At 38.1% G+C, this 15693-nt stretch carries 10 protein-coding genes and 1 pseudogene; 6 read left to right on the top strand and 5 right to left on the bottom strand.

Annotated features, from left to right (window positions below; translation table 11 throughout):
• The first annotated feature begins 8 nt into the window (after positions 1–8).
• Positions 9–3077, top strand: coding sequence for a DNA polymerase III subunit alpha (locus tag AC4FQ5_RS17590; RefSeq protein WP_491145419.1), 3069 nt, complete (start codon positions 9–11; stop codon positions 3075–3077).
• Positions 3078–3212: 135 nt separating this feature from the next.
• Here AC4FQ5_RS17590 and AC4FQ5_RS17585 read toward each other — a convergent pair whose 3' ends face one another.
• Positions 3213–3995, bottom strand: a complete 783-nt coding sequence (locus AC4FQ5_RS17585; protein ID WP_491145417.1) for a phytanoyl-CoA dioxygenase family protein — start codon at positions 3993–3995, stop codon at positions 3213–3215.
• 669 nt (positions 3996–4664) lie between these two features.
• Positions 4665–4843, bottom strand: a pseudogene (locus AC4FQ5_RS17580) (IS3-like element ISLbl1 family transposase); the annotation flags it as partial.
• A 534-nt stretch (positions 4844–5377) separates the two neighbouring features.
• Between AC4FQ5_RS17580 and AC4FQ5_RS17575 the strand changes: the two are divergent.
• The gene (locus tag AC4FQ5_RS17575; RefSeq protein ID WP_491145416.1) at positions 5378–5938 is read left to right on the top strand and encodes a YciE/YciF ferroxidase family protein; all 561 of its coding nucleotides are present in this window, start codon (positions 5378–5380) and stop codon (positions 5936–5938) included.
• 439 nt (positions 5939–6377) lie between these two features.
• Complete coding sequence (locus tag AC4FQ5_RS17570; protein WP_491145414.1) at positions 6378–6527, top strand: DUF305 domain-containing protein; 150 nt, start codon at positions 6378–6380, stop codon at positions 6525–6527.
• A 52-nt stretch (positions 6528–6579) separates the two neighbouring features.
• Here AC4FQ5_RS17570 and AC4FQ5_RS17565 read toward each other — a convergent pair whose 3' ends face one another.
• A complete protein-coding gene (locus tag AC4FQ5_RS17565; protein ID WP_491145412.1) occupies positions 6580–8316 on the bottom strand; it encodes an APC family permease in 1737 nt (578 codons plus the stop codon).
• Positions 8317–8550: 234 nt separating this feature from the next.
• Between AC4FQ5_RS17565 and nhaA the strand changes: the two genes are divergently transcribed.
• Entirely contained in the window at positions 8551–9894 is a 1344-nt protein-coding gene (gene nhaA / locus AC4FQ5_RS17560) for a Na+/H+ antiporter NhaA (protein ID WP_491145410.1), read from the top strand.
• The gene (locus tag AC4FQ5_RS17555) at positions 9887–11173 is read left to right on the top strand and encodes a DUF389 domain-containing protein (RefSeq protein ID WP_491145408.1); all 1287 of its coding nucleotides are present in this window, start codon (positions 9887–9889) and stop codon (positions 11171–11173) included. The genes nhaA and AC4FQ5_RS17555 overlap by 8 nt, the downstream gene beginning before the upstream one ends.
• Before the next feature lie 62 nt (positions 11174–11235).
• Here AC4FQ5_RS17555 and AC4FQ5_RS17550 read toward each other — a convergent pair whose 3' ends face one another.
• Entirely contained in the window at positions 11236–12006 is a 771-nt protein-coding gene (locus AC4FQ5_RS17550; protein WP_491145481.1) for a 4-hydroxy-tetrahydrodipicolinate reductase, read from the bottom strand.
• Between the two features lie 382 nt (positions 12007–12388).
• Between AC4FQ5_RS17550 and AC4FQ5_RS17545 the strand changes: the two genes are divergently transcribed.
• The gene (locus AC4FQ5_RS17545) at positions 12389–14077 is read left to right on the top strand and encodes a chloride channel protein (RefSeq protein ID WP_491145407.1); all 1689 of its coding nucleotides are present in this window, start codon (positions 12389–12391) and stop codon (positions 14075–14077) included.
• A 169-nt stretch (positions 14078–14246) separates the two neighbouring features.
• On the opposite strand, the gene AC4FQ5_RS17540 is transcribed toward AC4FQ5_RS17545, so the two are convergent.
• The gene (locus AC4FQ5_RS17540) at positions 14247–15473 is read right to left on the bottom strand and encodes a cation:proton antiporter (RefSeq protein ID WP_491145406.1); all 1227 of its coding nucleotides are present in this window, start codon (positions 15471–15473) and stop codon (positions 14247–14249) included.
• Between the last annotated feature and the right edge of the window lie 220 nt (positions 15474–15693).

The raw sequence follows: 15693 nt of genomic DNA, 5'->3' as shown, positions 1-15693 counted from the left end.
ATAAAATTATGTTTCTCAACTGCCATACATATCATAGCCTACGTTATGGAACTATTTCTGTGGAAGATCTGGTTGAGATTGCTGTTGAATATAAACTGAAAGTTTTGGCATTGACGGATATTAACACCGTAACCGGAATCTATCAGTTTTATAAGTTGTGTGAAAATAGAGGTATTAAACCGATTGTCGGTGTTGATGTAAGGGTTAAAAATGAACAATACTATGTCTGTCTGGCTAAAAATCCTAAAGGGATTACAGAGGTCAACAGACTTTTGAACGATTATAATTGTGACGGAATTGAGATTCCTAAATTAAATCCTCAACTGGAAAATTGTTTTGTCATCTATTCTTTGCAGAACATTCCTGAAATATTTTTGAAACACGAATTTATAGGCATCAGGCATGATGAATTGAATTTACTAGTCAAGCCTGAACTCAAATCTTTGATCCATAAAATGGTGATTCTTCATCCGGTAACTTTTAAGACGGATGAAGAATATGAACTTCATAAAGTACTTAGAGCGATTAGTGGCAATACCTTATTTACCAAATTGACTGAAAAGGATTATTGTAAAGATAATGAGGTTTTCGTTAGTAAGAAAAACCTATTAGAGCAATTCGAACAATATCCTGAAATCATTGAAAACACCAAATATCTCGTACAAGAATGCAGTTTTGATTTTGATTTTGAAACACCAAAAAATAAAAAGCATTATACAGACAGTAAGGAAAATGATTTTAAATTATTATCTCGGCTGGCTTATGAAGGTGTGCGCAGAAGATATTCTGATCAAAACAGAGAAGCTGTCGAAAGGGTTGCGAGAGAATTAGAAGTGATTAATCATCTGAATTTTTGCGGTTATTTTTTAATCACCTGGGATATCATTCAGTACAGTCATAGTATGGGATTTATGCACGTGGGTCGAGGAAGCGGCGCTAACAGTATCATTGCTTATTGTCTGGGGATAACTGACATTTGTCCTTTAGAATTGGATCTTTATTTTGAAAGGTTTCTGAATCTTAACCGGAAAACGCCTCCTGACTTTGATATTGACTGGAGTTGGAAGAACCGGGATACTATTCTGGAGTACATATTTAATAAGTACGGCAAAGATCATGTGGCTTTTTGCGGAACCAATGTTGAATTTAAGAGAAAATCAAGATTTCGAGAATTGGGAAAAGTATTCGGACTTCCTAAAGATGAATTAGATCAGCTCTCAAAAAAGCCAAGAGAACAACACGACCAAAATGCAATTGTTCAGGATATTTATAAATATGAGCAGATGATGATCGGTTTTCCTAATCAAAGGAGTATGCATTCTTGCGGAATCCTTATTTCCGAAGAACCCATTACCAATTATTCTGCTCTGGAATTTCCGCCGAAAGAGTTTCCGATTGTACAGTTCGATATGCATACTGCCGAAGAAATAGGTCTGGAAAAATTTGACATTCTCTCCCAAAGAGGCTTAGGAACGATAAAAGATACAGTTATGCTGATTGAAGAAAAGAGAGATATTACCATAGATATTGAAGACACCACGATTTCAAAGAATGAAGAAAAATGTAATGAGTTATTGAGTATTGGAAAAACAATAGGTTGCTTTTATATCGAATCGCCCGCTATGCGCGGATTATTAAGAAGACTGAAGTGTGATAATTATAAAGTATTGGTTGCCGCTTCCTCTATCATTCGCCCAGGTGTAGCACAAAGCGGTATGATGCGTGAGTATATTTTCCGCCATAATCATCCCGGTCAATTTGAATATTTTCATGAAGTGTTTGAAAAGGAATTGGGCGAAACCTATGGCATTATGGTCTATCAGGAAGATGTGATCAAAATTGCCCTTCACTATGGGGGAGTATCTGCACAAAATGGTGATGTCCTGCGAAGGGCAATGAGCGGAAAAGGAAGATCACTTTCTGCATTACAGAAATTAAAAGATGATTTTTTTGAATCCTGTAAGAGAAAAGGACATCCTGAACAATTATCACAAGAGGTCTACAGACAAATCGAATCTTTTGCCGGCTATTCTTTCTGCAAAGCTCACTCTGCCTCTTACGCTGTTGAAAGTTATCAGAGCCTCTATTTAAAAACATACTACCCTATTGAATTTATGGTTTCAGCCATTAACAACGGCGGTGGGTTTTACAGAACGGAAGTGTATGTTCACGAAGCGAAAATGGCCGGCGCTACAATCCATAACCCCTGTGTCAACCTAAGTGAATTTCAAACAACTGTATATGGAATAGATGTCTATTTAGGCTTAATGCATATTGAGAAATTAGATGCTGCTGTTAAATTGTGCATTCCCCAAGAACGAAAAGAAAACGGCAATTACAAATCACTTGAAGATTTTGTGAAAAGAGTCAACATCGGTATTGAAACATTACAAATACTGATCTTTGTCGGTGCTTTCAGGTTTACGGGAAAACAAAAACACGAATTATTGATCGAAGCGAGATTCCTGTTGGCTAAAAATCACTATAAGACAAAGATCATCTCTTTATTTGATGAACCACAAAAGAAATATGAATTACCCGTCATAGAAAGAGATCCTTTTGAAGACGCATTCGACGAAATTGAAATATTAGGTTTCACTGTGTCTTATTCAATTTTTGATTTATTGAAAACCAAGCACAGAGGTGATGTTATGGTTAAAGATCTTCTGAAGCACCATAAACAACAGGTTAGAATGCTGGCATACCTCATCTCAAGAAAGCACGTTCCTATTAAGAATAAATATGGGAATAGAGATGATATGTACTTCGGAACCTGGATCGATGCCGAGGGTCAGTATTTTGATACGGCTCATTTCCCGGACAGCCTGAAAAAGTTTCCTTTTAAGGAAGGAGGTATTTATCTTTTACGCGGAACCGTAGAAGTCGATTACCATTTCCCAACTGTTACTATAACAAAAATGGCCAAAATGCCACTTATTGCAGATCCTCGATATGAAATGGATGAGGAAAAAGCTACGGAAGTTGAAAGTAATCTTCGTGAAGATGTGAGTTTAACTTTTAGAGAGCCCTATCCGAGGGAACACGAAATTAGATTACCTAGAAAAACAATTGTCTAACAAAAACAAATTTTGGAATGAAGAAAAAGAGAAAATGTCACAGTAATAAGAAGTAAATCGACAAAGTTTTATCTCCGAATTTTAAGAGGTTGTATTTTTCAATACAACCTCCTAAATAATAGAATTTATCTCCACTTACCAATCAAACGCTAAACGAATAGCTTGTTCTACCGGTGAATGGTTGCTATCATTATCCGAAATAGACAATTCACCTCTCAAGAGCAAAGGAGGTTGTGCCATAAATTTAGGGTTTGTTCCCTTGTGAGGCTGAGCAGAATGAACTAAAAACGGATGACATAGATACACAGTTCCTGCTTTACCCGTTGCATATACTTTTTTCCTTTTAGGCAAGGTATCTAGTTTGTCCGCAAGTTCCATAAACGATAGACCAGTATCTCCCTCTTTCGATAAAAGCCTTGCAACATCGATATGAGACCCTTCATAAATGACGGTAGGAGCATCTTTTTCGTTAACTTCTGAATACAACACCAACATCAACAGGGCTCGACCCTTCGATTTTATATTGGCACGCCATTCAAAATAATTATTAGGGTCATTTCCAGGGAAACTTACATCTACATGCTTACCAATATCATTAGGTTGCTTATCAGATGGGAATCTGACAGGAAATGTCCCAACACTCTTACAGGGAATCCATTTGTCTTTTCCTATTAGCTGATCAAATGCATTATGTAAAATAGAGGAATTTACAGATGTGATGAAAGGTTCCTGTGTGTACATCCCCAAACGAATCACAGGTTCACTCCAGGTCGAAGGGTTTGATCTGTCACAAGGAAGGTTATCCCAAAGAATATCTAAAGCTGCATTTGCAATTTCTTGGGAAAATGAGTTGTCAAGGCGAACAAAACCTTTATGAATAAAATGCTCTATTTCCTTTTTAATTAGTATATCTGACATAATTTATTTATTTAAAAACCACTGCCATACAAAAGAAATCTTGATGGAATTGGTTATATAATTATTGATAATATGAGTGAATAATAGAATGGTACGCTTTGTATAAAAGCGCATTCTGCTTAAGAACTAAGCTTGAAAAGGATATTATAACATTACAGTCATTCTCATAGCACCAAAATTAAGAAATATTTTTAAATGATAAAAATTATAGAGGGATAAGCATAAACGTTGTATTAGAGATAACGCTGCCAGACAGCGTCATTGAGTGACACATTCTTATAGCCACTCATAGAGCCGTTAAATTCACGCCGAAAATTAAATTTGAATAATGCAGGGAGATGACGATTCAAGAGGTATCGCTAAAATCATGGGAGTTATGCATCCTTACTGGTATAGCTATGGATTTTTCGTGGACCGAAAATGGAATCTTGACTTGGTCAGTGAGATACTGTAAATTCCCAAACAACCGCAGCCTACTTTCCCATCCACTTTACACTAAAACATTTTCAATATTGCTGCTCACTTTAAGTTTTTTCGGGAACCGTTATTCCTTTTGATTCTAGTTCCCTTACAATCCGGGGCTTCCATATCTGCCATGTTCCAATAATCGATACTGAAGATCTCCGCAGATAAAATAGCTCTTCTTTCTGATCACATAGTAAGTTTTCTTTTCTTCCAATGATAGAAACTGCTCCTGCTTACTTTTAATACCTTACACATCTTCCCGACAGGAAACACATGAGCGTGTTCTTTGATAAATTTATATCTTACCCGTCTCTCTTCAAGAAGATGCTTACCGCTTTTAAGATGTCACGTTCAAGCTTTGTTTCTTTAAGTTCCTTTTGAAGCTTCAGCAGTTCTTCTCTTATGGGATCGGAGATTGGACATTCACACCAATGCTATAACTATCAAAGCAGAACTACTGACCAAGATTCAAGTCATTAGGTAAAGAAATAAGTTTTCCTTGAGAATAATCAATTAACTTAAAATATTGAGTTTTGATTTCTAACCTTCATGTTGGTTTTGTAATTATTAAAATATGAGTATGCGAAAAAATATTTTGGTAGAAGACAATCAAGCAACTAGAGCTTTTAGTCATAGTTTTTAGAGTCATTAAATTATGCCATAAGGTCCTTTTCAAAAGTAAACGAAATTTTAAATCTGATGGTAATGATGTACCAGATCTATTCCTGTTCGAAGTAATGCTGCCAGACATATTCTGGTATCGATCTATGAGGAGAAATAAAGCAGAGCGGTAACATTAATGGCATTCCGGTTCTATATAGCGAATGAGAAAATTAGGAATAATTTACGAACCAAAAAATTTATCCGGTCTGATATTTGCAATTTTTCAAGTCACAAAATCATAAAAAATTATTGTTATGAAAGAAACAGACACACAGAATGGAAAAGGTCGTGGAAAAGTTGAAGCGAAATCCAGTGCAGCAGAAGGACTTAAAGAATTATTTATTGATGAACTCAAGGATATCATCTATGCAGAACGTGCTCTTTTGAAGGCATTGCCTAAAATGGCAAACAATGCCACAGAGCCAAAACTGATTTCAGCAATTGAAGAACATGTAAAAGTTACAGAAGGACAGGTGAAGAGATTAGATCAGATCTTTGAAATTCTTGGGGAATCAAACCGTGGTAAGAAATGCGATGCAATGGAAGGCCTTATTAAAGAAGGAGAAAGTATCTTGGAAGAAACTGAAGCTGGTCCGGTGCGAGATGCTGGGATTATTTCTGCGTCACAGAAAATTGAGCATTATGAGATTGCATCTTACGGAACTTTAATCGCTTTTGCAAAAACGCTTGGTGAAGACGAAATTGCCTCTCTTCTGGAATCAACATTAGCAGAAGAAAAAGAGGCCGATGCTCTACTGACCGATTCAGCATACAATTCTATCAACTTTCAAGCTTCTGAAGAAGATTCTGATTGATGATGGTAGATATAAAATAAGCTGCGAATCGCAGCTTATTTTATATATTAATTTTAGCCAGAGTTGTTTTAATAATGCATACCGCAGCGGACCTATCAATTGACCCGTGTGCAATTAAATTTCTTTTTACGTTAAATTTTAGACTGATGAATTACAAAAAATTTGCATTAATGATAGTGTGTTCTTTCATTATAATGTATTTTATAATGTTTCTCAATATGAATAATATCAAAGACTATTATACCAGTTTAACCAGGATATATATGACCATCCTTATGATAAGTCCTATGGCTGTCATGATACCGGTCATGATGCCGAAAATGTATGATAATAAAAATATCAACAGACTGATAATATATTTTCAATAGTATTTTTTGCCGGCTCTTTCACAGCTCTAAGAAATCAGACGCCAGTAAATGACATTCAATATCTCAAAGCAATGGTACCACATCATTCGTCAGCAATTATGACCAGTAGAAGTGCAAATATTAAAGACCCTGAGGTACGTAAATTGGCTGACAGTATTGCTGTGTCCCAGCAAAGAGAGATCGATGAGATGAATTCAATACTTCAAAGGCTTTCAAAATAAATTTGTTTTGTATATAACGTAAGGAAGGCAAAGTATATTCAATGCCAATTTATTAAAGGATAAGCCTTACCCCACCAAGTTCATCTACCCTGTAACTGAATTTTTCCCCGGGACTGCTAATGAACATGAAGTTTTTTGGAATGCCCCATTTGTTACTGAGTTCTTCAACAAGCTGCGGTGTGAAGTCACCCAATAAAGTAATATATTCCATATCGACCTCTGGATATGCTCTATCCAGAGTGTCAAAATCTGCGAGAAACTTCGGATCCGGTTGCTGGGCTTCGTGAAGTACTGTAACAATTTTCATTTTATTGGTCACCTCGTTCTCGTGAAGATACATCATCACCTTATTTAATGTTGCAATATCATCACCTTTTGAGAAGAAAACAAAATCCTGCTCGTAGAGTTTTTTCAGGCTACGGTACAATGATCTCTGTCTTGTTAGAGTGTATTTTTTATAGTTCTTCGATAGCGACTGCAACAGATTAACAACAAAGTGAATAATATCTTTTCGCAGCAACATGGCCAAAATGATCAGTACCGAAGGAATAAAATATTGCAGAAAGGTGACAAGATATTGAGGTTTCGTCATTACAGTCCCATATAAAGCAATAATTATGGCCGCAAAAGCTAACAGCACAACGCCGGGTTTGGCATATTCCGGACGTGGCAGACGTGACCTTCTGAGTTTAAGCAGGATATTGCCTAATGCAAATGATGCCATGACAGTCAGGAAAGACAAGGCATAAACAGCGGCCAATGGTGCCAACTGTCCTCTTGTCACCAATAGCACTGAGAGACATAACAGAAAGAAAAGAATAAGGATTCTGTAGGTACTACCCCTTTTATTTTCCTTCAGAAAGTAATTTGGTAATATTCTGTCCAATGTCATCCTTTTTATAAGACCATTGACGCCCACAAATGAAGTTAATACCGCACCACTTAAAACAGAGACCGCATTGATCGAAATGATCGTAGCGAGCCATTTTCCACCGGTCAAAGTACCAATATAACTTAAAAAAGAATTCTGGTGTGATTCTACTGCAGATATGGGGATGATGCATATCACAAGAAATGCAATCATGGGGTTCAGCACAGATACTGCGATCCACATATTTCTTAATGTTTTCGCAAAAACACCTCGCTCCTGCTCCTCCACAAAATTTGAAGAGCTCTCAAATCCTGAGATCCCAAGCATAGCAGCTGAAAATCCAAAGAAAATAGCGGTTAAGATACTTCCATTTCTGGCAGGAAGATGGAAATTGTCGATCAATATTGAGAATCCATGCTGCCAGACAAAGAAAAAGCAGGAACCAATCAACAGTCCCATTGTTGCAAGATGGAATACAAAAATGACCAGGGCAACCACCGCACTTTCAGAAATTCCTAAAATAGTAAGCCCTAAAAATATAAGCAAAAGTACAAATGTTGCTATGTTCACATTAAAATATGGCAAAATATGATGTAGGTAGTGCATCGCCTCGCTTGAGGAAATCACAGCCGTTGCCATGTAAGACAAGATGGTAAGACAGGCTGCTATCGAGGCATTGCTTTTTGTCGTGGTATTTAGCAAAACATTATATGCACCACCATTCAAAGGAAGCGCACCAACTACCTCGCCATAGATCTTTCTGAATAAAAATAGTACCACAGCTACCATAAGAAGGGCGACCCATGCATACTGACCTGCCGCTACAATAGCCAGAGCCGAAACATACAGACAAGATGAAGTTATATCATTGCCACAGATCGCAGTGGCGTACCATTCACTAAGCTTTTTTGTTGACATTTTCTTATTTTAATCAATTTAAGGTCCATAATATTAAACAAATTAATTTTAAAAAGTTCATTCTTTTCTGATAATTAACTTTAAAATTACAATTGAGCACATATGACATATTCTTTTTAATTCTTAACAAATTTCCGAGCTAAATATCAAAGTATATTAAAAATAACTTTAGCAATGTTCCTTTATTTTTCCCTTTAGTATTCATAAATTTGCAGTTATCCATTTTAATAAACTATGATCAAAAGTTACACCACAAAGCCGATCGACAAGATCACACAGCCCGTTCAGCGATTTATCCAGCAGGAAAAGTCCGGGGGATTACTTTTAGGGATCAGTGTGATTATTGCTTTGATTTTGGCCAATTCTCCATTATCCGATGGCTACCATCATTTTCTGGAGCAGACCTTTGGATTTCAATGGAATGGGGAAAGTTTTTTCGATTTTACCGTCCATCACTGGATCAACGACGGATTGATGTCTGTTTTCTTTTTCGTGGTGGGGCTTGAGCTGAAACGGGAGATCATCGGCGGGGAACTTTCCAACCCACGAAAGGCCATGCTTCCCATTGTTGCGGCAGTTGGGGGAATGGTAATGCCGGCATTTATATTCCTACTGCTCAATCCGGCCGGGGAAATGCACAAAGGTTGGGGAATCCCTATGGCGACAGATATAGCTTTTGCTTTGGGCGTGCTTTTTCTATTGGGAAAAAAGATCCCACTCTCCTTGAAGGTATTTTTAACCGCCTTGGCAATAGTTGACGATCTTGGTGCTGTGCTGGTAATCGCATTTTTTTATACATCGAACATCGAAATGACCTACTTGTTGATAGGACTGGGCATTCTTGCAGTGATGTACCTGGGCAACAAGCTTGGCATCAGATCGATCTTCTTTTTCGCATTCCTTGGCATCTGTGGTGTATGGACATGCTTTGTAATTTCAGGCGTTCACGCCACGATCGCTGCTGTTTTGGCTGCTTTTACCATTCCGGCAGATGTGAAGATCAAGGAAAACCTGTTTATCTCCAAGATCAGCAGCTATCTGGAAAGGTTTAAAAATTTAGACCCTACCGAAAATACACCTACATTGACCAACGACCAGTTACATGTTCTGGAAAAGATCAATGAGACGACAAATGCCGCCACTCCTCCCCTTCAGATATTGGAACACGCGATGCATCCCGTTGTAACTTTTGTTATCATACCGATCTTTGCAATAGCCAATGCCGGAGTTTCCCTGAATATTGACCTCAACAGTTTATTCGACACCAATATCGCATTGGGTGTAGCATTGGGTTTGTTGGTCGGAAAGGTCTTAGGTATTGTAGGCTTCACTGCTGTTTTTATTAAACTAAAAATTGCCCAATTACCTGAGGGGATGAATATCCGTAATCTGCTGGGACTTGGCTTTCTGGCATCCATCGGATTTACCATGTCCTTGTTTGTAACCTCCCTTGCATTTACCCATGAAGAGTACCAGACACAGGCTAAGATCGGCATATTTGCAGCCTCTTTGATCGGAGGAATTATAGGCTATATGATCCTCAACAAAGATTCTAAACCAACTCAAACCGATGAATAATATTTTTAATTTCATTAATCTTCACAATGGTGAGGAGAAAAAGGATAAGGTATTGGAAAATGTCACCTCCAACATCTCATTCAGAGGTTCAAATCTCTGGATCCTGGCCTGTGCGATCATCATCGCATCCATCGGTCTTAACGTCAATTCCACTGCGGTCATTATCGGGGCCATGCTTATCTCTCCTCTAATGGGCCCGATCGTAGGTGCCGGATTTGCTCTTGGGACCTATAATTTTCCTCTGCTCAAGAAATCATTTAAGAACCTTTTTATCGCAACGGTGGTTAGTTTATTGGTTTCAGGATTCTACTTTTACATAAGTCCCTTCAAGGATGTACAGTCAGAACTTTTGGCAAGGACCGCACCCAACATCTACGACGTTCTGATCGCTTTTTTTGGTGGTCTGGTAGGTGTCATTGCCATAACAAGGGTAGAGAAAGGAAATCCTATTCCCGGTGTTGCCATTGCAACAGCATTGATGCCTCCATTGTGTACGGCTGGATTTGGTCTTGCTACTTTTAATTTTTCTTATTTCATCGGCGCATTCTATCTTTACAGCATCAATTGCTTTTTTATATGCATTGCTACTTTTCTTGTCGTAAAATATCTGCATTATCCTTCCTCTATTGTCGATAACAAATATGAAAAAAGGATCAGGTACAGCATATCTTTCTTAATACTGGTAATGATCGTTCCCAGTTCGTATTTGGCCTATAATCTTTACAATGAAAAGAAATTCACGAAGACTGCAGAGCTTTTCCTTCAGAAAGAATTTGAAAAGAATGGATACACATTGATCTATAAAAAGATAAACTACAACGCCACTCCCAAAACCATCGACGTTGCATTCCTAAATAAAAAATTCACTGCTGAAGAGATCAAGTCTTACAACAAGATGCTTTCTGATAACGGGCTTTCGAATACAAAGATCAACATCAGGCAAAACAATTCCGATCTGAAATCAGAGATACTGAGTGAGATCAACAAAAACAATACAAACCTGTCAGAGAAGGATATAGCCTTATCCAGCCTTCGGTCAGAACTGGATAATTATAAAGTTTCAGACTCCACATTGGGGAAAGAGATACAAATCCTATATCCGGATATGTCCGACGTTTCCTACGGAAAGATAGCCCAATATCCCGAAACGGATAGTGCAAGGCTCCAATTTGTGATGATCTACTCTGGAAAGAAAGTGAATGAATTGCAGCTCAAAAGCTGGCTTGAAAAAAGGCTAAATGAGAAAAATGTCAAACTTTTAAACAATTCTGAAAACTAAATGACATACACTTCAAAAATGCCATTCCAAAATTGGAATGGCATTTTTCCAACTGATAGATTTTAAGATAACATATCTGGAGTCTGAGCGAAAAAGTAAGGTCGCAGGATGTCTTCAAAATTATACAATCCTTTCAGTTTGCTTTTAAGGTTCTCAGCGACAAACAATGCACCACTTCCAAATGCTTCTCGTGATATGGATTCGTGGACAAGCCTAACGGTCTGGTACGGAAAACCAAAGATAACTTCGTGTTTTCCAACGATACCACCAGCCCTGACAGAATTGATGCTTTCCGTTTCTATATCCAAAGTTTCCGCAATTTTCACTGCTGTTCCCGACACGCCGGATTTGGCTTTGAAGTGTTCCTCGACCACTTCAATATCAACACCAGGCGCTATATTTTTTAACAGCGATGCTGCAAACAGCAGGTAGTTGACGCCTAATGTGATATTAGGCGACCAAAACACCACAGTGTCCCTTGCAAGTTCTTTCAGAACTTGGATCTCATTTTCTCCGTAATGCGAAATGGCTGAGATGATCTTGATCTTTTTACGGGCTGCGAACTTGCCATAAAGATGGATGCTTTCTTCGTTGGAAAAATCAATAACAAAGTCTACAGGATGATCCTCAAGTAATGTTTCAATGTCAGTGCTGCTTTGAGAATAGATCAACGCATCATCCGATGCTGAGATTCCAAGAATATCTTTTGCAGAAAGCTTATTCAGCGTATCAGTTTTCTTCAGAATCCATTCCAATGAAAAATCCTTGTGCTGAAGAATAACATTCGCTACTGCTTTACCTGCCTTCCCAAATCCTAATAATCCTATTTTCATAATTACAATTTTTATATTTTTAATTGATGATTTCGAATAATTGACCGTAGTAAGATACAAAAAAAATGAAAGATCGTTTTCTACCATATTTTAGAATACAGATCTTATTGATTTCGCAGAGATAGAGGTGCCATCCCATATCCTTTTGGTATATTTGCAATAACCCTAAAAAAATTGCGTATTCTAATTAACATCCTCTCGCAAATAAAAGCGATCCAAATAAGTGAATATCAACAATAAAAAAAAATATATAAGTTTTCTCAGGTTCAAGAGAGACTTCCAAAAATATGGACTTGAAAAGGCCCGCAGCTATGAACTGATCCTCCACTGGCTCAACAACAGGCTCAGCCGCAGCCAGTTTTTACTTCTCTCCGGAATTCTAGTGGGCTGTACAGCAGGTCTGGCTGGTGTTCTGCTGAAAACGATAGTACACAATATCCATTTCTTTATAACGAACAAGGTTCATTTTGAATATCAGATCCTATTCTATATCATTTTTCCTTTTTTGGGAATCGTATTGACAACGAGTATCGTGTTGACGATATTTAAAGGACAGGACAGAAAAGGGATAGGTGCCATATTGTATGAGATCGCTCAGAATTCGAGTATCGTCTCATCCGTCAAAACCTATTCCCAAATTGTCCAGAGTGCAATAACCGTAGGCCTAGGAGGGTCTGCCGGTTTAGAAAGCCCTATCGCTGTGACTGGTGCGGCCATTGGTTCCAATTACGCGCAAACCTACCGCCTGAATTACAAGGAAAGAACACTACTTTTGGCAGCCGGAGCCACAGCTGGTGTAGCCTCGGCTTTCAATGCTCCTATTGCCGGAGTAATGTTTGCCTTTGAAATCCTACTGACAGGAGTGGTCTTTACAGATTTTATCCCACTGGTAGTTGCTGCGGTATGTGGTAGCCTCCTATCCAGGATTCTGCTTCAGGAAGATATCCTTTTTAGGTTTCATACCCGAGAAGCATTCGATTACAGGAATCTTCCCTATTATCTTATATTGGGTATTGTGACAGGACTGTATGCACGATATTTTTTAATTGTTTCCCAAAAAGTGGAGCATTTTATCAAAGGTCTGAAAATGTCCCGATTGCGGAAGGCAATGCTGGGTGGAGCGATCCTATCGTTACTCTGTGTGCTTTTTCCACCACTATTCGGAGAAGGATATGATACAGTCAAGGCCTTTACCAATGGCAATACAAACTCGATCATTGAAAACAGTCTCTTTAGATATTTTGACATCAAAGAATGGACGATTATTGTATTTCTAGTTTGTGTATGTCTGTTAAAGGCTTTTGCGACATCTTTCACAATTTTCAGCGGCGGAAATGGAGGTAATTTTGCACCATCACTTTTTGCAGGAGGCACCGTCGGATTTTTATTTGCCGTGATTTGCCAACAGATCGGCTTCAAGGAAGTACCTGTATCAAACTTAGTTCTGGTAGGAATGGCCGGTGCGATGAGTGGTGTTCTTTACGCCCCGTTAACTGCCATATTTCTTATTGCTGAGTCCAGTTTTGGATACGACCTTTTCATACCTCTGATGATTGTTTCCGTGATCTCCTATCTCATTGTAAAATGGTTTTCACCGATATCTCCAGAACTAAAATCTTTGGCCGACCAAGGTAAGATTTTCACGAATGAGCATGATAAGAATCTTCTTTTCTCACTCCACACAGAAGATTTCATTGATAGATATTCCCAAACTATTAATGAAAATGCTTCAATAGAAGAGTTGTCTGATTTAGTAAAGAATGGGAACAAGAATTTTTTCGCAGTTATCGATAATGATAAAAAGTTGAGAGGTATTCTTACATTAGATGATATCAGACCTTATTTTTTCAATGATGAAAATGATTTGACACCTACAATAACAAAAATAATGAGAGCCCCGGCTGCATTTATCCATCCGGAAGACAAGCCGAGAGAGATCCTCCAGATCTTTGACAACACCGGTACGTGGAGCTTGCCTGTAGTCGATCAGCAGAATATCTTCCTAGGCTTTATTTCAAAATCATCGATTTTAATGAGTTACAGGCAATTGCTTAAAGGGTACTCTGACTAAAAATTATTATCAAAGGATCTAATATTATGTAAAAGCATCTATTATAAATATAAAATCATGGTAGTTGATTGCCAGGCAATCAATACGCTAAGGATTAGACCATGTGGTCAGAAATAAAGTATTCTCTTAGAATGTAAGACTTTTTCGGCAGGAACCCAATAGCCTGATGCTATTCTTCTCTTTTAAGATATTCCATGACAGGCGTGGCGGTAAGACCATGAATCAATATTGAAAAGAGGATCGTTATAGAAACAGTAGCCCATAATTCATCCTGATGGCTAAAATTAAATTTACTGACAGCAAATGCAAGATAGAATATTGAACCCATCCCTCGAATGCCAAAAAATCCGATTGCCAGCTTTTCTCTATTTTTCATTTTTGAAGAGCCCAATGCCAACCATCCAAATAAAGGCCTTACTATTAAAAGGAAAGTCATCGAAAATAAAACCATTTTCCAAGTTATGGGTTTCAAAATACCCATCGCCAAGGCTCCTCCGAAAATAATCAGCAGCAGGCACACGAGCAGCCTTTCTATCTGATCCGTAAAAGAATGAAGTTTATCGTGATACTGGTGATCTTTCTCAAAATGCCTTAGCGTGATTGCACAGATAAACACCGCAATAAAACCATAACCATGAATGATTTCTGTTATACCGTACACCAATAAAGTAGCGGCAACTGCCACCAGACCATCTCTGGTTCTTAAAATCTCACATTTTTTTGAAATGCGGAACAACAAAATGCCAATGCTTTTTCCCGCAAGAAATCCGATCACGATACCGGCAATTATGCGGTAGATGACATCAAAAGCAAACCAGTCAAAAAAACTACCTTCTTTGCCTGATAGAATAACGCCAACAGTAATGGCAAGCCAGGTAAATGGAAAGGCTACTCCGTCATTGAGTCCAGCCTCTGATGTGAGCGCAAATTTGGTCTCTGATTTCATTCCCTCATTTGGAGGTCCCACCTGTACATCCGATGCGAGAACTGGATCGGTTGGAGCAAGAACAGCGCCCAGCAATACTGCCGAAGCAAGACCTAAACCTAAAAAATAATAGCCCATTCCCGTTGCTGCACCAATACATAATAACATGGTAAAACCTACCAGTTTCAACGGGGATGACCAGCTCTTGAAAGAAAATTTCCGATCGATCTTGATACCCGTACCCATCAGCGAGATAATGACAATCAATTCTGTTAAATGAAGTGTTAGGTCTTCGTTTTTTTGAGGCAGCGGATCCGGCAGAAAATTGGGAGCCAGACGATAAATTAAAAATCCTAATGCTACATAAAAAATGGAGTACGAGATGCCAGTTTTTTTTGAAATTCCGGGCATCCATGCCACACTGAAAATGACAGCGCTGAGTATTACTAAAATAATCAGATATTGATCCATAGAGGACGTAAATTTATTATTGCTAAAAAGGATTTTGTGAATTGCTGTAATATTCAGTACGTTTAGGCGAAGCTGTAATACTCAAGCGGCTTGAGGTGAAAATATCAAATATCCCGCCACAGCTTATTTGTTGGTTGTATTTTACGGTAATATTGAACCCATGATCTTTTTAAGAAGTAACCGCTCTCAAATTACCTTTTTTAAGAACGCATCTCTACTA

This window comes from Chryseobacterium sp. DT-167 (genome assembly GCF_058310155.1).
This window is presented reverse-complemented; position numbering and strand designations above follow the sequence as displayed.